General features: G+C 69.2%; 16 protein-coding genes and 3 pseudogenes. 11 read left to right on the forward strand and 8 right to left on the reverse strand.

From position 1 onward, the window contains the following. Both ACFY01_RS46155 and ACFY01_RS46160 read right to left on the reverse strand, forming a co-directional pair. Positions 1-888 (reverse strand): IS3 family transposase (locus ACFY01_RS46155; RefSeq protein WP_390741788.1); only part of this gene is annotated, 888 nt, incomplete at its 3' end. A gap of 147 nt (positions 889-1,035) precedes the next feature. Next, entirely contained in the window at positions 1,036-1,794 is a 759-nt protein-coding gene (locus tag ACFY01_RS46160) for a transposase (RefSeq protein ID WP_390741789.1), read from the reverse strand. A 297-nt stretch (positions 1,795-2,091) separates the two neighbouring features. Here ACFY01_RS46160 and ACFY01_RS46165 point away from each other — a divergent pair, with 297 nt between their 5' ends. Next, positions 2,092-2,628 (forward strand): hypothetical protein, encoded by a 537-nt coding sequence (locus tag ACFY01_RS46165; protein WP_020937384.1) that lies wholly within the window; start codon positions 2,092-2,094, stop codon positions 2,626-2,628. 51 nt (positions 2,629-2,679) lie between these two features. On the opposite strand, the pseudogene ACFY01_RS46170 reads toward ACFY01_RS46165, so the two are convergent. Together ACFY01_RS46170 and ACFY01_RS46175 are read right to left on the reverse strand one after the other, a co-directional pair. After that, positions 2,680-2,832 (reverse strand): annotated as a pseudogene (locus tag ACFY01_RS46170) (sterol-binding protein); the annotation flags it as partial. Positions 2,833-3,121: 289 nt separating this feature from the next. Next, positions 3,122-3,334, reverse strand: a complete 213-nt coding sequence (locus ACFY01_RS46175) for a hypothetical protein (protein WP_390741790.1) — start codon at positions 3,332-3,334, stop codon at positions 3,122-3,124. A gap of 746 nt (positions 3,335-4,080) precedes the next feature. On the opposite strand from ACFY01_RS46175, the pseudogene ACFY01_RS46180 reads away from it, so the two are divergent. Then, positions 4,081-5,313, forward strand: a pseudogene (locus ACFY01_RS46180) (IS110 family transposase). Positions 5,314-5,474: 161 nt separating this feature from the next. Here ACFY01_RS46180 and ACFY01_RS46185 read toward each other — a convergent pair. Further along, complete coding sequence (locus ACFY01_RS46185) at positions 5,475-5,726, reverse strand: hypothetical protein (protein WP_390741791.1); 252 nt, start codon at positions 5,724-5,726, stop codon at positions 5,475-5,477. A 453-nt stretch (positions 5,727-6,179) separates the two neighbouring features. Between ACFY01_RS46185 and ACFY01_RS46190 the strand changes: the two genes are divergently transcribed. Continuing rightward, the gene (locus tag ACFY01_RS46190; RefSeq protein WP_390741792.1) at positions 6,180-7,109 is read left to right on the forward strand and encodes a Ppx/GppA phosphatase family protein; all 930 of its coding nucleotides are present in this window, start codon (positions 6,180-6,182) and stop codon (positions 7,107-7,109) included. Here the strand turns inward: ACFY01_RS46190 and ACFY01_RS46195 are convergent. After that, a complete protein-coding gene (locus ACFY01_RS46195; protein WP_390741793.1) occupies positions 7,099-7,638 on the reverse strand; it encodes a DUF6207 family protein in 540 nt (179 codons plus the stop codon). The genes ACFY01_RS46190 and ACFY01_RS46195 overlap by 11 nt on opposite strands. Here ACFY01_RS46195 and ACFY01_RS46200 point away from each other — a divergent pair. The 4 genes and pseudogenes from ACFY01_RS46200 to ACFY01_RS46215 all read left to right on the forward strand — a co-directional run. Beyond that, a pseudogene (locus ACFY01_RS46200) lies at positions 7,574-7,783 on the forward strand (ATP-binding protein); the annotation flags it as partial. The gene ACFY01_RS46195 and the pseudogene ACFY01_RS46200 sit on opposite strands and share 65 nt — an antisense overlap. Positions 7,784-7,843: 60 nt before the next feature. Beyond that, positions 7,844-9,904, forward strand: coding sequence for a SpoIIE family protein phosphatase (locus tag ACFY01_RS46205; protein ID WP_390741794.1), 2,061 nt, complete (start codon positions 7,844-7,846; stop codon positions 9,902-9,904). A gap of 230 nt (positions 9,905-10,134) precedes the next feature. Then, positions 10,135-10,581, forward strand: coding sequence for a hypothetical protein (locus ACFY01_RS46210; protein ID WP_390741795.1), 447 nt, complete (start codon positions 10,135-10,137; stop codon positions 10,579-10,581). Between the two features lie 859 nt (positions 10,582-11,440). After that, the gene (locus ACFY01_RS46215; RefSeq protein ID WP_390741796.1) at positions 11,441-11,659 is read left to right on the forward strand and encodes a transposase family protein; all 219 of its coding nucleotides are present in this window, start codon (positions 11,441-11,443) and stop codon (positions 11,657-11,659) included. Positions 11,660-12,079: 420 nt separating this feature from the next. Here ACFY01_RS46215 and ACFY01_RS46220 read toward each other — a convergent pair whose 3' ends face one another. Beyond that, positions 12,080-12,460: a YybH family protein gene (locus ACFY01_RS46220; protein ID WP_390741797.1), complete on the reverse strand. Its 381-nt coding sequence runs from the start codon at positions 12,458-12,460 to the stop codon at positions 12,080-12,082. A 152-nt stretch (positions 12,461-12,612) separates the two neighbouring features. Between ACFY01_RS46220 and ACFY01_RS46225 the strand changes: the two genes are divergently transcribed. From ACFY01_RS46225 to ACFY01_RS46240, 4 genes are all read left to right on the forward strand, one after another. Beyond that, a complete protein-coding gene (locus tag ACFY01_RS46225; protein WP_390741798.1) occupies positions 12,613-12,861 on the forward strand; it encodes a hypothetical protein in 249 nt (82 codons plus the stop codon). Between the two features lie 248 nt (positions 12,862-13,109). Then, positions 13,110-15,149: a HelD family protein gene (locus ACFY01_RS46230; protein WP_390741799.1), complete on the forward strand. Its 2,040-nt coding sequence runs from the start codon at positions 13,110-13,112 to the stop codon at positions 15,147-15,149. Between the two features lie 43 nt (positions 15,150-15,192). Then, positions 15,193-15,708: a helix-turn-helix domain-containing protein gene (locus ACFY01_RS46235; RefSeq protein ID WP_390741800.1), complete on the forward strand. Its 516-nt coding sequence runs from the start codon at positions 15,193-15,195 to the stop codon at positions 15,706-15,708. A 344-nt stretch (positions 15,709-16,052) separates the two neighbouring features. After that, the gene (locus ACFY01_RS46240) at positions 16,053-16,346 is read left to right on the forward strand and encodes a DUF1524 domain-containing protein (protein WP_390741802.1); all 294 of its coding nucleotides are present in this window, start codon (positions 16,053-16,055) and stop codon (positions 16,344-16,346) included. A 225-nt stretch (positions 16,347-16,571) separates the two neighbouring features. On the opposite strand, the gene ACFY01_RS46245 is transcribed toward ACFY01_RS46240, so the two are convergent. Then, a complete protein-coding gene (locus ACFY01_RS46245; protein WP_390741801.1) occupies positions 16,572-16,931 on the reverse strand; it encodes a hypothetical protein in 360 nt (119 codons plus the stop codon). Positions 16,932-17,800: the final 869 nt, after the last annotated feature.

Genomic DNA, 17,800 nt, shown 5'->3' on the forward strand with positions numbered 1-17,800 from the left:
ACGCCTGGTGGAACGAAACCGCCCTCGCACGCACCCGCATCTCTCGACTGGCAGCCCTCGGCCTCGCAGCGTGAGGTCAATTGGGCAACAGGGTCCCTCGATCCACTCGAAGATCGCGGTGTGGGCGGAGGACCTGCTCGGCCAGGGCTGGTTGCCGATCAGCTCATTCTTCAAGGTGGCGAAGAACGACTCGGCCAGCGCATTGTCCCGGCACTGGCCGGTGCGGCCGACGGATAGCCGGATGCCCGTCTCACCTGCCAGCAGGGCGAATTCATGGCTGGTGTATTGGCTGCCGCGGTCGGAGTGGAAGATCACGGAACCTGCGGGGCGGCGCTGGTGGCAGGCGACTCGCAGTGCGTCGGCGACCAGCTCGGTGCGCAGGTGGTCGGCGGTGGCCCAGCCGACCACCCGGCGGGAGGCGATGTCGATGACGGTGGCCAGGTAGAGCCAGCCCTCGTCGGTGGGGATGTAGGTGATGTCGCCGCACCAGCGGGCGTCGGTCGCGGCCGGGTCGGGTCGGAAGTCGCGCAGGAGCAGGTCGGGGCGGGTGGCCGCGTGCGGGTCGGGGATGGTGGTGCGGTGTCGGCGTCGGCGGTGCCGGCCGGCGAGGCCGGCAGCCCGCATCAGGCGGGCGATGCGTCTGCGGCCGCAGGGCGTGCCCTCGCGCTTGAGGACGGCGTGAATGCGCGGGGCGCCGTAGGTGCCCCGGGACTTCTCGTGGACGGCGGTGATCTGCTCGGTCAGCTCCGCGTCCTGCGCGGAACGTGGGCCGATGACGCCGGTGCAGCGGGCGTAGAAGGCGGCACGGGAGACCTTCAGCAGCTCACACGCGCGTTTGACGCTGTGGCCCTCTTGCTTCTCCGCCTCGATGAACGGGTGCACCGTCACCGGGTCTCCTTGATGCTCCTATGTCAAGCAGCCAGGCTGATGGGGACTGGGGATGGCGGGTTGAGGGGTTGTGCAAGGTCGGCTTGGTCGGCGAGCAGGGCTCGGTAGACGCGGTCGGAGATGCGACGCCGCAGCAAACGTAGAGCCTCAGTCTTTGGTCTTGCCGACGGTGAGTTGCTTGGCGAAGTAGGCGGCGCCTTCGCCATCGCCTCGCACCTGGGTCACGGCGATCATGTGGAGAGCGTGGTTGACAGTGCGATTGCCGCCCCGGTTGAGCCGGACGCGGACTTTGTTGCCTGACCGGACGGGGATCGGGGCGGTGCCGTTGAACCGGGCGAAGGCGGCTTTGGAGACGAACCGAGTGGCGTCGGCGGCCTCTCCGATGATGACCGCGGCGCCCAGGACGCCGCAGCCGGGGATCGCCAGCAGATGCGGTGCTCGGGCGGTGACCAGACGACGGATGTGGCTCTCCAGCGCGTTGATGCGTTCCAAGAGACGGCGGCAATCCGTGACCAGTTCGGCGGCGATGGCCGCGAGTGTCCCGTGATGCTGGATCAGGGCTTGGGCCAGGTGGTCCAGGATGCACAGGCGGCGCAGGCCGCGAGAGGCGACGGCCAGCTCAGGGTCGAGTTCATGCAGGAACCAGCGCAGCTTGTTGCCGATCGCGGTGCGCTGAGCGACCAGGGTGCGCCGGTGGTCGACCAGCAGTTTGATGTCCCGGCTCGGCCCGTCCAAGCATGCCTTGGGCAGGTCTGGCTCGCGCAGAGCGACCCGGGCCACAGCCTCGGCGTCGATCGGGTCGGATTTCCCGCGCTCTCGGGCCGAGCGTCGTGCGCCGGCCATCAGCCGGGTGTGCACCCGTACTACCGCGTGTCCGCTGTTGAGCAGGTCGGCCCCGCAGGTCACCCTGGTCACCGGATCGTCTGGTATCGGAAAGTCCGCCGTGCTGGGACACCTCGTCACCCCGTTCGGCAGCCGCCCCGGCCTGTCCCCGCGCTGACCCGGGCTTCCCCGGTGAGGGAGTGGGGAGCCAGTGCCGAAGGCCAGGGGGTGATCCCCGGCTGTGACGCAGCTCCTGTCGCCCCCGGGGGAGGCCGCCGTACCGTTGTCCGCACCTCCCCGCCCGGGCGCGCAGTGCCCGCGACCGGATCACCCACACCGGAACACCCAGGACAGGCGGGCATACGCACAGGACGGTCCACCATGCCCACCGCGCTCTCGCCCGTCATCGCCGCCTCCGCACGCTGGCTGCTGGCGGCCTTCCCCCCGGCCACCGGCCCGCTGAACCAGGCCCTGGCCGAAGCCCAGGCAGGCCATGCGGCCACCATCGCCGCCGCCCTGCGCTACCCCACCGCGCTGGACGCCGAACTGCTGGACCTGCTCGGCCCCGGCGGCTCCGGCCGGCTGGACTTCGTCACCGGCGCCGACGCACCCCCGCTGACGGACGCCACCCACGCCTGGCGCACCCAGGTCGACGAGACCGTCGTCAGCTGGGCGGCCTGCCTGCTGGCCGACGCCGATCTCGCCGCCCTGGCCGCCGCCTGCCTGGCCGCCACCCACCACGGCCCCGACAGCGTGGGCGACGCGCGCCGGCTGACCATCCCCAGCCCGCGCGACCACCGCGCGGCCCCCCTGCTGCGCCACCCGGACTTCCTCGGCCCGATCGCGGACCTCCACCGCGAGACCCTCCTCGGCCTCCTCGGCGCCGCCCCGGCCGTCACCGCCCCCGAACCCGGGTGACCACCGAGCCCGTACGACCACAGGCAGCCGGCCACCGTCGGGCCGCCGCGCTCAGGGCGCCTTGAACAGAGCCGGGAAACGCGGAGCGAGCCAGGGCTTGCGCCCCCCGACCAGGATGCGGCCCTGAGCGAGGGGACCCCACTGGCCCCGGCGCCCGAGCGCCATCAGGAGAAACGTGACCGGCTCGATGAGGATGGTGCAGTCCGTAACCGCTCCACACTCGATGGCAGGCCCCGACAGGCCGGACCACAACTCAGCCGGCAACGGACGCAAGCGGCACCTGCGGCAGCTTCATCGCCCCGGCCGGTGTGGGCCAGCGCCAAAAACAGGTGTAGGTTCCCGCGACCCGTGTCATCTGCCGCACCTCTGACCTCGACGGTTCTTGGACTTCCCACGCCATGTCATGTGCTGGATTCCCAGCGCCGTGTCATTTTCCTGGCTCGCCCCGCCAGAAACGGCGACGCCGCCGCCCAAGAAGAGGTTCACCGGACGGTCAGAAGCTCCAGTTGTAGAGGCCGCCGCCCGTGGTCACCGCAGACGCCGCAAGCCGGGACACTGCCTGCAGGACCGCCAGCAGATCATCGTCGGTCATTTCGTCCCCGTCGGCGGACCTGAGCCTCGCGGTCCAGCGATCTGCCAGCTCCTCCAGCTCAACGGAGGTGGCGTCGGCCAATGCCCGGATCAACCGCGGCGGCAGAGCGAACACCTCAACACCATCGCCGGTGCGCGACGGCAGCGTCGCACTTCAGCAGAGCGCAGCGGCTCGCCACTCGGGGAAGGCGGCGAGCCGTCCGTTGGCATAGCACTGGGGACACGGCTCCCGATGCGCTGCGGCCGCGGTCACCACTGGCGGCATCGATTTGGACCCCTTCCTCGGCGCTCACCCGTGAGCGAGCTGCCGCCCTGGCCCGAATGCCCATCGCCTCAAACTGCAGGAACAACAGAGGAGTTGATCAGAGACTCGGGGCCTTGATCTGCCCGCATGAGCTTTGTGCATCCGCCGCAAGCCCAGGCTTACAGGTTCAATAGGGTTCAAGATCTCGGCAGGATGGTCCGTGAGGACTTGGAGTCATTCGACGCGCTTCCCATCGACGACGCTGCAGGTAAAGCCCGGTTACGGACAGCTGTCCTGTACGCATCGCTGCGCTGGCGGAATACCCAGCTCAACGTGAGCAGGGTGACGCGGTTTGGAATGGCTCTGTTGGGGGGCTGGGGCATCCTCGTTGCAGTGATCAGCATGCTCTCCTTGTGGCAACGCAGGCGCGACAGTGACTTCTTCATCGGCCCGAGTTGCCAGGGCTCTCTGCCAGACCGAGGCCCGTGCGACGAGCTGGTGCCACGAACGGCTGCTGAGGTGGCGGACCAGCCATCGCGCTGAGTCCTGGGATTAGGTCGACGCGTGGCCCGCATGTGCTCGTGACCAGGATAAACCGTGCGGCACAAGGAGGATTCTTGATCTACTGCGGCATCGACTGGGCCGAGCGTACACACGACGTCGCCCTGGTAGACGACAGTGGCCAGTTACTGGCCAAGCGGCACATCACCGACGATGCCGCGGGTTACAAGATGCTTCTGGACCTGCTGGTCGAGTACGGCGACAGCAAGGAGAACCCGATTCCGGTCGCGATCGAAACCTCCCGAGGCCTGCTTGTCGCGGTGCTGCGGACCGGCAAGCGGCAGGTGTTCGCGATCAATCCGATGGCGGTCGCCCGTTACCGCGACCGGCACTCGGTCTCGCGGAAGACGTCCGACCCTGGCGACGCCCTGGTGCTCGCGAACATCCTGCGGACGGACATGCACGCCCACCGGCCACTGCCCACCGACAGCGACCTCGGCCGGGCCGTCGCCGTCCTCGCCCGTGCTCAGCAGGACGCTCTCTGGAACCGCCAGTAGCTGTCCAACCAGCTCCGTTCGCTGCTGCGTGAGTACTACCCAGCCGCACTGGCGGCGGTCGATCCCTGGCGCAACGGTCTGTGCCGGCCGGAGGCCCGGGAGCTTCTGAAGGCGGCCCCGACGCCGACCCGGGCTGCGCGGCTGACTCGCACACAGCTGGGGGCCGCGCTCAAGCGGGCCGGCCGCAAGCGCAGCATCACGGTCGAAGCTGAGCGGCTCCGTGGCGTCTTCCGCGACGACTACGCTCACCAGCCGCCGCTGGTCGAGGACGCACTGGGTATGCAAATGCTCGCGCTCCTACTCCAGCTGGAGGCCGCCTGCACCGCAGCCGACGACCTCGCCGAGGCGGTCGAAGAGGCCTTCCCCCAACACCCGGACGCTGAGATCATCCTCAGCTTCCCCGGCCTCGGGGTCCAGCTCGGCGCCCGGGTACTCGCCGAGATCGGAGACGACAAGACCCGCTTTGCGGACGCCCGCGGTCTGAAGTCGTACGCTGGCGCCTCGCCCATCACCAGGGCCTCCGGCAAGAAGTCAACTGTCACCCGCAGGTGGGTGAAGAACAACCGCCTCAACCACGCCGCGGGCTACCTCTGGGCCTTCGCCTCCATCACCGCCTCACCTGGTGCCAAGGCCCACTACCGACGCCGCCGTGACGACCACGGAGACTGGCACGCCGCCGCACAGCGCAACCTCTTCAACCGCATGCTCGGACAGCTCTACCACTGCCTCCAGCACCACACGCTGTTCGACGAGCACACGGCCTTTCCAACCGCTCTCGCCGCAGCTGCTTGACACGTTGAGCGCCTGAGGTGTCTCCGCGATAGCCCCGAGCATCATCAGCCTATGAGCGGTTCACCCGTCCCGCATGCGGCTGCCGACGAGGCCTACACAAGATGTCTGAGCTGGGTGTCGGCGGTCTGCCGCAGCGGTCGTCTGGCTGGAGGATCGATCAGCTACGTCGTGGTAGGTGGGGGCCACACATCGGGGCCGCCGCCGTGCCAGGTGATCAGCGGGGAGTCCTCAAAGTCGACGTCATCCACCTCGATGCCGACTCTGCGCAGAATCTTCAGGAAATCGGTGATTCCGTAGGCCACCCCATAGATGGTGATTCCGTAGGCCATTTCAAGGATTGTGCCGTCCACCCGCACCCGTCGACCTCCTGCGGGCGAGGGTGGCTGGACGGTGACGTGCGGGGTGCGGGCCATGCGTCCAGCCTCTGTCCAGAGAGAGCCGGACGCACCTCGACAGGGCTGTCCGGCTACTCCGCGAGGAGGCGCGGGCTGATCATGGTGGGCCTCGTAGCCGCTCCAGCTCCGCGTACCGCTTCCCCTCCGGCGTGACCAGCAGCACCCCAACCCCTTTGGCAGAGCCTGCCCTGAAGGCCGCCCGCGACCGTCTTTCCGCGATGCACGGACGCCAGCCACCTGAGCTGTTCGTTGAGCCCGAACCGATGGCTCGGGTCTCACAGCCGCTCGGGGCCCCTGGTCGAAATTCGACATGCGTGCGCCGACGGAATGCCGACGCCACATGGGAACACGAGCGGTGACATGATGGTCACTCGGTGCCCGGATTCGCGTGGCCCCGCCCGGCACAGCGGCCGGGGGAAAGCAGTTTGGTCCACGGGGGCGGAAGCGCTCGCGGTACAGGGAAGCGGTGGGATGCGGCAGGCAGGAGTCCTTGACGTCGGGTGCCACAGCGCCCTGCTCACGGTGGCACGGCGTCGGGCGGGCGGGGTGTTGGAGCCGGTGCTGTCCCGCAAGGTGCGGCTGGGGCTGCACCAGGCCCTCGATCGGAAGGGGCGGCTGCGCGAGCCGGGGGTGAGAAGCGTGCAGCGGGCTGTGGCCGAAGCAGTCGCCGCGGATCCGCAGCTGCGCGTGGCGGAGGTGTTCGCGTTCGCCACCTCCGTCATCCGGGATGCGCCCAACTGTGACGAGGTCATCGCCCGGGTGGCGCGGGCCACCGGTGTCCGGCTGCGGGTGCTGCCCGGCGAGGAGGAGGCGCGGCTGGCCTATGTGGCCGCCCGCCAGTGGGTGGGTTCCGGGGCCGGCCCCCTGCTGGTCCTGGACATCGGCGGCGGCACTGTGGAGATCGCCTCCGGCACCTCGGACCAGCCCCGCACCGTGTGCTCGCTGCCGCTGGGCGCCCGCCGGGTCACCCGCGAGCAATTTCCCGGCGGCACTACCCCCTCCGAACGACGCCTGGGCGAAGTCCAGCGGCACCTGCGCCGTTCCCTGAGCGCGGTCCCCGGCCTGCCACAGGCCGAGCCGGACGGGAACGTCCTGGCCTGCTCCAAGACCTTCACGCAACTCGCCCGTCTCGCCGCCGCCCGGACCGGGACCTCTCGCACGCCACGGCGGCTGACCCTGCCCGCACTGCGGGCATCAATTCCGCTGCTGGCCGACGCGGGGCCGGCCCGCCGCGGCATGCTGCCGGGGATCTCCCCGCACCGCGCCGAACAGTCCCTGGCCGGAGCCCTGGTCGCCGAGGCTCTCATGGAAGCCTGCGGGGCCGACAGCGTGACCATCTGCCCCTGGTCCACCCGGGAAGGACTCCTTCTGGAACGCCTCGGCACGGCTCCTACTGGCTGACTTTTTCCTGGCGCAGCCATGCCAAGGCAGTCACCCTGTGGTCCTGACTCGACTTGCCCAGCCAGCATTCGTCGAGGCCCGGGCGCTGGGCCGGCGCTGACGCCTGGCCCGAGCGAGGTCGCACGGGCCGCCGCCACGGTGAGACGAGCCGACAGCCGTAGTCCTTGCCGACCGCGCGGATCAGGGCAGCCCGGGTCTTGCAGTACACCTCCACGACCGTGCCGATCTTCTTCCCCAGGACGTCCGAGGCGTAGTCGCCGATCATCTCGAAAATGTCGGCGACGTCCTGGGCGGCCTTGGCGTTGAGGAGGATCTGAAAACCCCACCACTTCGTCTCGACCTTCACGTCGTAGCCGCTGGCGGCCAGCTGCTGCTCCAGGGCACGGATTCGGTCCTGTTTGTGCTCCAAGGCGAGTTCCTGGCGCAGGTCCAGGAAGCAGCGCAGCCGCACGCCCGGCTCGCCGGGCTCCCGGGTCCTTGCCACGGCCATCCTCGACCGACTTCTGCACCACTGCGGTGTCATCGGCATCAACGGCCCCAGCTACCGGCTGGCTCCGATGTTGCCGGGCTTGCCGTGGCTCTTTGTGACGTGTCGAGCTGTCTCGCGCGACCTGGCGGCTACCCAGATCGGGGGGACCATGGAAGCACTGCGAGGTGTAAGGGACGCAGCCTGAAGCCGACGTGAACAGGGCGCCGGGGCAATGTCGCGCTGGCGGGCGGAGGGAGTGCCTGGGATGAGGACAGCCGACCTCTTCGGTGCCGAGGGCGACCAGCCGGGCCCTGGGCCGCCGCAGCGCAGTGGGCTGCTGGATCTGCTCAGTGTCGCGGCGGTGCTGCTGGATGCCGAGGGGCGGATCGTGCTGTGGAGCCGGCAGGCCGAGGAGCTGTCCGGCTACACCTCGCAGGAGGCGCTGGGCCAGGACGCGGCGCGGCTGCTGGTGGATGAGGAGCACCTGGACCTGATGATCAGGCTGTTCACCCAGGTGATGCGGACGGGCCAGGGAGGGGCAGGCGCCTTTCGTGTCCGGCGCAAAGACGGCAGTTCCCGGCTGGTGGAGTTCCGCAGCATGCGGCTGCTGGATGAATGCGGTGCCTTCTATGCCCTGGGCATCGTCACCGACGAGGCATTCCTGCGCCAGGTGGAACGGGACGTGGCCCTGTCCACGCGGCTGGTCTCGCAGTCCCCGATCGGGGTGGCCGTCTTGGACACCGACTTGCGGTACGTGGCCGTCAATCCGGCGCTGGCGCAGATCAATGGCGTCCGAGCCGAAGACCACCTTGGGCGACCGGTCCGCGAGGCCCTGCCCTTCCTGGAGGTCGATGCGATCGAGGCCGCGCTGCTGCAAGTCCTTGTCTCCGGCGAGCCCCTGATCGATCAGCGCAGCGTGGGACGCACTCCCGCCGACCCCGACAACGATCACGCGTGGTCGGTCTCCTACTACCGGCTCGACGGTCCCGGCGGGCGGGTACTCGGAGTAGCCATCGTGCTGGTGGATGTCACCGATCGGCACCGTGCCCGGCAGCGCTTGGCTCTGATCGCCGACGGCTCCGCCCGTATCGGCACCACCTTGGATGTGGGACAGACTGCCCGCGAGCTGGCCGACGTCACCGTCCCCGAGCTCGCCGACGTGGCGGCGGTGGACGTGCTGGACTCTGTCCTGGCCGACCGCCCCCCGATGGGGCCCGGTGCCGGCCGGGCACTCTTCCGTGCCCTCGCGGTGAAGGCCGCGTACCCGACTGAGGCCGTCCGTGCCGTCGACCCTCCCGGCCACCTCGCCAGCTACGGCGCGCAGCGCCTGGCCACTCAATGCGTGCGGACCGGCCGCGCCATCCTGGTACCCCACGTCGGCCAGCGGGACCTGGTCCGCATTGCCCGTGACGCCGAGGCCGCCGCCATCCTGGCCCGTGCCGGGATCCACAGCTATCTCCTGACGCCCCTGATCGCCCGCGGTGAGGTGCTCGGCACCCTGGGCCTCAGCCGCGCCCGCAACTCGGTGCCCTTCGACAACGACGACCTCACCCTGGCCGGTGAACTGGCCGATCGAGCCGCGGTGTGCATCGACAATGCCCGTCTGTACCAACGCGCACGTAACACCGCTGTGACCCTCCAGCGAAGCCTCCTGCCGGACCTCCCACCACAACAGGCGGGCCTGGAGATCGCCTCCCGATATCGGCCCGCCGGAACGACCATCGAAGTCGGTGGCGACTGGTTCGATGTCCTCCACCTCGTGGAAGACAAGACCGCACTGGTCGTGGGCGACGTGATGGGCAGCGGCATAAGCGCCGCCACCACCATGGGACGCCTGCGCACCGCCACCTCCACCCTGGCCGACCTTGACCTCCCACCGACCGAGGTGCTGCACCACCTCGACAAGATCACCACAGACCTGGAGCAGTACGCCACCTGCGCCTACGCCGTCTACGACCCGCACCGCGCCCTGTGCCACATCGCTGTCGCCGGACACCTGCCCCCCGTGCTGATCCGCGCCGGCGAGCCCCCCGAACTGCTCGATCTCCCCACCGGCGCACCCCTCGGGGTCGGCGGTGTCGCCTTCGAAGTCACCGCCTTCGGCCTGGCCCCCGGCGACCAACTGGTCCTCTACACCGATGGTTTGGTCGAGACCCGCCACCACGCCATCGACGAGCGCCTGGACCTCCTCCTCCAACTGCTCCACAGACCCGACCGGTCCTTGGAGGAAACCTGCGACCGGCTCCTGGACACCCTGCGCCATCCCGACGACCACGACGACGTCGCGGTACTCATCGCCCGAGCCCGACGCTGGCCCCGGCCTTAGCACCCGCTCCGCGACCAGAAGACCGCGAAGGTCCGGCAACAACTTCACACCCTTGTAATCACAGGTCGTTACGATATGAGACCGGAAGGTGACAGTGGTCCTGCTCCTCTGCGACAGACAGCGGTCGGACACGTGGAGCGGGATCAGTTACACGGGAGGGAGAGCATGCCTATCACTCGGCCGGGTCGGCATCCGCACACCCCGCAGGACGGTGGGCATCGCACGTCAAGGTGGCCGAGAAACGGAAGGAGATCGCGGCCGAACGGGAGGACTATATGGCGAAGCGCGAATGGGTGAGCACAGCCCCCCACGCCGGGCTGCCAGCGGCACGGATCCGCGCGGCGCTCGACGAGGGGCATGGCATCGCGGTGCTTGCGCTGAAGGAGCTCGTGGACCCGGCTGACGCAGCCCGCCTCATCGGCGGCGACCGGGCCGACGTGCACTTGGTGCACCTGCACGTGGCCCGCACGGTCAGCCGGTGCGGCGCGGATTGGCTTCCCTCCTCGCTGCCTGACGATCCGGACGCAGACCTGATGCTTTACCGCAGGAGCGACCTGGGCGAGCTCGGGGAGTTGTTGGACGCTCTCCGCCAGCTCACCGGTCCCTTCGCCGGGGCGGCCGCACACAGTGCGGCCGTCGCTGCCCGCATCCTGTCATCGTCGCCGGGGGCGGACTAGGGTCCGGCTTCAAAGATCATCCGGCGGTGGATCATGGCGAGCGTGATACGTCGCCGCGCACATGCCTGTCAACTCGATTGCCCAGTTCGCCATCGGCCTGTCCGCCGCCTACACCCAAAACGGCGGCAACAACAGCCAGTGACCACCACTGCCCCGGTGAAGCACCCTTCACCAGGGCAGTGGTGGTCACTCGCTTTTACACTCACCGGCCATGCGCACTCGAGACAGGCGGGTTGCGCCGCGTGACCATGGCAGCGATGGTTGCGCGTCACCCGCCGGGCAGCGGCTGCGCATCGCCCGCCCCGCCACCGGGTCCCGGCTGCGCAGTCGTCGACGCGATGCGCAGCGGCTGCGCAACGCTGTGACCTGCGATGGTCGGGTCTGTGGTCGAGGTGGCGGGTCTCATGGTCGGGCTCCTGGTCGGGTGGTGTGTATCGCCGTACGGGCGGTGTGATGGTGCGCAATCACTGTGCGGTGGTGGGTGCGCAGTGATTGCGCAGGGTGTCTATGGGGGCCGGGTCTGGCTCCAGGGGACGCGTTGGTCGGGGTCGTGGATGGGCCGCCATACGGGTGCGGAGGGGCCGCCGCGGAGCAGGTCGACCAGGGGCACTGCCAGGACGGGGACGTGGCGCAGGAAGCCGGTCAGTGCCGGTTGGGAGGCGGCTGGCTTTGTCCACGAGAACGGTTCTGGCACAGATCTTGGGGAGCGGTTGCGGAGAGTCATCGCGGTGTTCGAATGCGAGGAGACGGGGTCACGTGAGACCGCGTACGCCCTGTCGTCCAGCGATCGGAATTGACGCTCCCTCAGGTCCCCGCCGCCCGCTGCTGCAGCCGGTTATGGCCGGTGATGGTGCTGGTCATGCAGACCGATGCAGCGTTCTGGGACTCGCTGGTGTTCGACGGAATCGACGATGTGGATGTCGAGGCGGTCACAGCCGCGTTCGGCACGGTCGAGGCGGCGGCGAGAGGTCGCGCGGTGGGAGCGGCATGTCCGGACTGTGGTTGCTTCTCGGACCGAGTCCACGACCGCTATCAGCGCAGGCTGAAGGACCTTCCGCTCGCTGGAGGACGTCGATGACCCGGCCCTCAAGGCCCACGCGGGCCGTCACAGTCCCCGGGCGGGGCGTCAGGGCAGGCGGGGGGCCTTGACGGGAGGCGGCGGGAGGGCCGGTGCCCACTTCGGTGTCGGGGGCTTCCATGGGGGAGTGCCGCCCCGACTGATGTTCACCATGACCACGTCGGATTCGGCGGAATGCGAGGTGGTCATGGGTTCCGACGTGCTGACGCTCGCCAGGTGCAGGGTGTGTGCCGCGACCAGTGGGGCACGGCGCTAACGGCCACCACGACGAGCGGCCTCTTGGTCATGTAACCGGCCTCGATCAGGTGCGAGACCACCTGGGCCGTCATGGCCAGCAGCAGGGCCAGCACGGCACCCACGTTGGCCTGGCGCCGCTCCGGGCTGGACCTAGGCAGGCACATTTCGCGCTCAGGCGGTCGCTCAGGCGGTGCCGAGCGGATTGAGCACGGCGAATCGCCAGCAGCCGTCGACGCCTCGGCACGCGACGTTGGCGGTGGTGCCGGTCGGGGAGACACGCTCACCGTCGGGGGCGGTGACTTCGAGGGTCCAGTCGGTGACCAGTAGCGCGGCGTCGGCGCCGACCAGGGTGTGCCGGGGGATGTTGGTGAGCCGACCACGGGCGGCAACGGTCCCGCTGATCTCCCGACGCAGCGCCTCGTGACCGGTGATGACCTCGCCGGTCGGCGTGCGCATGGTGGCGCCAGGGGTGAACGGGGCCAGCACGCCCTCGACGTCACCGCCGTTCAGGGCATCCTCGAACGCGCCAGGCAGCAGTGCGGGATCGGTGATCGCAGTCTTCACAGTGGTGGGTCCTTACCTGGTGTGTACCCAACGGGGCAGGGATGTACGAGCGCGCCGCGGGTCTCAGGGGCGGCTAGGCCCGGCAGTACGCGGCGACGCCTTCACGATCCCTGCCAAGGGCCTCGCCCGGCGAGGTAGAGTCGGGACCCGCTATGGTCAAAATTGGACAACGTGACGTCATCGACATCGCCTACCTCAATCCCGACCGGCCGCGGCTGGGCATCGAGGTCCTGACGTTCGACGTTCTGCGCCGCCGTCTGAAAAGGGCCGTCGCCCGTACCGCGAGCCGGCCGCACTTCCACCAACTGCTCCTCGTACGAGGCGGCGAGGCAACCATGATGGTGGATTTCGTCCCCTGGCTGCACCAGCTGTGGCATGGCGGAAGTGCTGAGCGTCCTTGAGCCCGAATCTCTTCAGGCCGAATCGAGCCCGGTCGGCTCCTCACGCCCGACAGTGCCAGCAGGCCGCCCAGACCTGAACCGATAGCGGGCCGACCGCGGCGCGGCCGACTCGGACAAGTAAGTCAAGCCTTACCTTCAGAGGAATTTGGCTGCATAGTAGGGGCCGGTCGGGAGGAAGGCTGCTTTTGTCCCAGTTCAATGAGGGTGCCGCAGGGCAGGTCGAGTCGGAGCAGGCCCACGTTGCCGTTATGTACCGACTGCTCGATGAGCGATTGGCCGAGGTTCGGGCCCAGTTGGCGGATGTGCTGAGGTCACCGGCCGAAGGCGCGGGCGAGGTGTACGCGCGCGACGTCGCCGCAGAGCGTCTGGCGCGTCAGGTTCGTCGGTTGGAGGGGGCCGAGGAGGGGTTGGCGTTCGGACGTATCGATGGCGTGGACGGAACCGTCCTGCACATCGGACGGCTCGGCCTGCACGTAGGTGATCGGGACCTGCCGCTGCTCGTCGACTGGCGAGCGGACGCGGCGCGGCCCTTCTACGAGGCGACGACCGTCCACCCCATGGGGCTGCGGCGCCGGCGTCATCTGCGAGTCGAGGGCCGTACGGTCCGTGCGGTGAGCGACGAGCTACTGGACGGATCGCCGGCCACAGTGGGCGACATCGTCGGCGATGGTCCGCTGACGGAAGCGCTGGAGGCGCAGCGCACGGGGCGGATGCGTGCGGCGGTGGCGACGTTGCAGGTGGAGCAGGACGCGATAGTCCGGTCCCCGCATCGGGGAGTGACGGTAGTGCAGGGTGGCCCCGGTACGGGCAAGACCGTGGTTGCGCTGCACCGGGCGGCATACGTGCTGTACACGTTCCCGGGAGCGGCCGCGCGCGGTGTGCTGGTGCTCGGGCCGAACGCGCGGTTCCTCGACTACGTCTCCCAGGTGCTCCCCTCGCTGGGGGAAAACGACGTGCTCCTGGCGACGTGCGCGGAGCTGGCCGGGGTGATGCCCGCAGCTGTGGAGCCGTTGGATACCGCGCGCCTCAAGGGGAGTTCCGCACTCGCCGACGCGCTCGCGGACCTGGTGCGCTCCCGGCAGGCACCTGCCGGCGGCTTCGCGGTCCGGGTGGGGCAGCAGTGGGTCCGGCTTGCCGGCGCGGATGTCGCAGCGGCACGGGAGGCCGCAGTGACGAGCGGTCTGGCGCACAACCGCGCGCGGGCGGTGTTCAAGGAGCACCTGATCGACGCGGTCACGGACGCCCTGGAACGCGACGCCGTCGAAGCACTCGAACATATCGACGTCGAGATCGCCGAGAGCACGGGCCTGGATCTCGACGCCGCGGCCGAGGCTGACCTTCGGGCTCTCGGCTTCGACGACGCGCCGGCCGCGGATCCGGCCGAGGTGTTCGACGCGGATGCCGTCCGCGCGGACCTCTCGGGCGACGACCACGTCGACCGTGCGGTGGAGGCACTCTGGCCCCGGCTGACGCCCGAAACGATCGTACAAGCCCTGCTGGCAGACGCTCGCACGTTGGCGAGGCACCTGCCCTCGCTCCCCGGCGACGAACGGTCCCCACTGGTGCGGTCGCCTGACGCTCCGTGGACGGATGCCGATGTGCCGCTGCTGGATGAGGCGGCGGCCTTGGTGGACGGGCCGCCGGAGCGGTCGTTCGGGCACGTCGTGATCGATGAGGCTCAGGAACTGACCGCCATGCAGTGGCGGATGGTGATGCGCCGGTGTCCGGGCAGGTCGATGACGCTGGTGGGTGACTTTGCCCAGGCGGGCCCCGCGACGGCGGCCAGGGACTGGTCCCAGGCGCTGGGTCCGCATCTCGGCAGCAGGTTCGCCCTGCACACGTTGGCCGTCAGCTACCGCACGACCCAGGAGATCCTTGCGAGCACTCACCCCTTGCTGGCGCGGATCGCCCCCGGTCAGACGCCGAGCCGGTCGATTCGCCACGGCGATCTTCCCCGCCACCTCACCGCCTGCCCGCACTCCCTCGCCACCGCCGTGGCCGGGGAGCTTCGAGCGCAGGTGGCAGCGCACCCGGGCGATCTGCCCGCCGTGATCTGCGCGGACGACCGGGTCAAGGAGTTGGCGTCGGCGGATGTCACGCGGTGGGCGTGCGTCGTGCCGGTATCCGAAGCCCGCGGCCTGGAGTTCGACGCGATCGTCGTCGTCGCCCCGGAGGAGATCGCCGCAGCCCGCCCCGGCGGTGAGCGTGACCTGTATGTCGCCCTCACGCGTGCAACCAAGAGACTGTGCACGATCGCCGTAAATACGGCGTCACAGCACATCTCATGACGCCTGTGATGAACACTCGGAGCTGGTACCTCGAGGGGCTGAGATGGCGGGACATCCCGACGCGCCACTGACGCCGGAAGGGCTTCACCGATTGTGCGAGCGCATTGACGCCGGGCGTCCGATCGCACACGTAGCGGCGGAAGCGGGCATCTCCCGCCGCTGCCTCGCCAAGTGGTACGCCCGCTGGTGCGCGCACGGCGAGAACGGTCTTGCCGACCATTCGTCCCGGGCCGCCACGAGCCCCGCCCGCACCGCGGAGGACGTCGCGGATCTGATCGAGGCGCTGCGGCGGCAAACCGAGCACAGGCCCGCCCGCCTTGCCGCGGACCTGAAGCGGCTGCACGGCATCACCGTCGCGCCCGCCACCGTCCACCGCGTCCTCGTACGCCGCGGGCTCAATCGGCTGCGCGACCTGGACCCGCCCAGCGGCGAGCAGCTGCGCGAGGTGATCCGCTACGAGCACGACCACCCCGGCGAGCCGGTTCACGTCGACATCAACAAGTTCGGACGCATCCCAGCAGGCGGCGGCTGGCAAGCGCATGCACGGCCATGGCACTGACGCCGCGCGAGCCTCCAAGCGCGCCGGTCCCGGGACCGGGAGAGTCGGCTACACCTACCTCCACTCCGCGCTCGACGACCATTCCCGGCTCGCCTATACCGAGGCCCTGGAGGACGAGAAGGCGGCGACCGCGGTTGCCTTCTGGCACCGGGCCGTCGCGTTCTTCGCCGCCCACGGCATCACGCCCGTCCGCCGCGTCATAACCGACAACGGCGCGTTCCACCGGTCCCGGACCTGGGCGGACGCGCTCGCGAAGGTCCGCAGGCGGCCGGGGCCGGTGCCTTCCACGCCTCCGGGGCACAGGGCCTTCCAGGGCCACCGTCACCGAGGTCGCCAAAGCCACCATCGACCACATGGTGCCCCTGGCCGAAGCCTGGCGCTCCGGCGCCGACACCTGGACCGCCGAACAGCGCAAAGAGTTCGGCAACGACCTGAAAGACCCGCAGCTGCTGATCGCCTCGGAGTCCTCGAGCACCTCGAAGTTCGACAGCGGGCCCGCCGACTGGAAGCCCACCAACCACGCCTTCTGGTGCGTCTACGCCAAGGACTACACGCACATCAAATCCGTCTGGAAGCTGACCACCACCGACAAGGAGAAGACGGCACTGTCGTCCATGCTGGACACCTGCACGAACTGATCCTCGCAGCGCGCACGCGCTGTGAGCACCGCACAGCGAGCTCTTGCTGCTGTGCCGCTGTCCCACTCGTGCGGGCCTGCGGCGTCCTCGTCCGAACCGGGGTAACTGTGGGCCGGGTGAACGAGTGGGGAGTGACCGCAATACGGAGGGGCGTCCACAGCCGTACCAAGCTGCGGACGCCCCGTCATCGGCCGGCGACCGTGGATCCGGACCGTCGGCCGGCTGTCAGCCGAACAGGATCGACGTGCACATCTGCGAGAACTGGCCGTCCCGCGAGTACAGGCAGAGGGCAGCGTCGTGCTGCCTGCCAGTGGCGAAGTAGTAGGTGTAGGGCTTGCCCGACACCACGTTGAACGCGCCCTTGTCGCCCACGTGCTGGCTGGTGTTGATGATGAGGTTGAAGTCGACCTTGCCGTACATCGTGCTGGAGAACTGGGCGTTGTAGCCGTTGGCGTCCTCCGTCACGCAGATCTGTCCAAGCCCGCTGCGCCACTGGCTGCAGGCGGTCTGGCCCGGAGAGGCGTCGGCGGTACCGGAGCCTGCTACGACGCCGGCGAGCGCGAGAGCGCCAGACGCGGCGGCCACAGCGGTCCTTCGAAGACTAGTGAGAGCCATGTGTTCCGTTCCCCCTATGGGTAATTCGAATGGTCCTTCGTAGTCTCTCACGTTGTTGATCTTGCTTCGCTCCTGAGGTGCACGCCTCGCGTCGAGCGCCCCTACTCGGCCCGTCAGGACGCTGCAAAGGCCGGCCGCCGCAGTGCCGCCGAAGCGAGTCATGAGGGACGACCCGGCTAGAGCTGGTGTTCGTGGTCGGGGGCTCCGTGCGGGCTGGGCAAGCCCAGCGCGGCGGCCGGTGCTTGCCCGCCGGTGTCCGACGCGGGTCGCGGGCGGCTCTGTTCGGCCCCGGCGGGTTGCTTCCTTGATGGGGCCCATAGGGGGCTGGAGGGTTGGATCGACCGTTGCAGCGAGGGGTGCACCGAGGGTTGCAGCACCCCCCATCGCGCGGGCGCCCGTTTGTGCAGGTGGGGTGTTATGGGCAAGCCGGTCGTGGACGCCGACACCTCCCTCCGCAGTAGCCGGAGGGAGGTGTCTGATCCTTTCCGGGCCCGTAGCGGGGCGGCGGCGCGTATTCAAGAACGCAGGGCAGCGTTCTCGCAGGCCGGAAATCCTTGAATGCCGGATTGGAAGCGCGAAGAGTCGGGACAGTCGCAGCGTCCGAGCCGTCTCCGTTCCGCCTGACCGCGCTTCCGGAATCACCTCGATGGCGAGTGCGCTGGTCGGAGCCGGTTGCGGAGCTACCTCGATCTGCGCCAGGAGCTCCCTGCCATGGCCGGCTCGGCCACGAAGCCGACCACGCCCTACTGATCTTTTCGTAAGTTCGGTGGGTGTGGTGGGCTTGTCGATGGGAGGCTGTCGGCGTGGCTTACCAACCTTCTCCTTCGGTTGCCGGCTCC

The sequence above is a fragment of the Streptomyces sp. NPDC001480 genome, from assembly GCF_042894725.1.
In the GTDB taxonomy this organism is placed as follows: Bacteria; Actinomycetota; Actinomycetes; order Streptomycetales; family Streptomycetaceae; genus Streptomyces.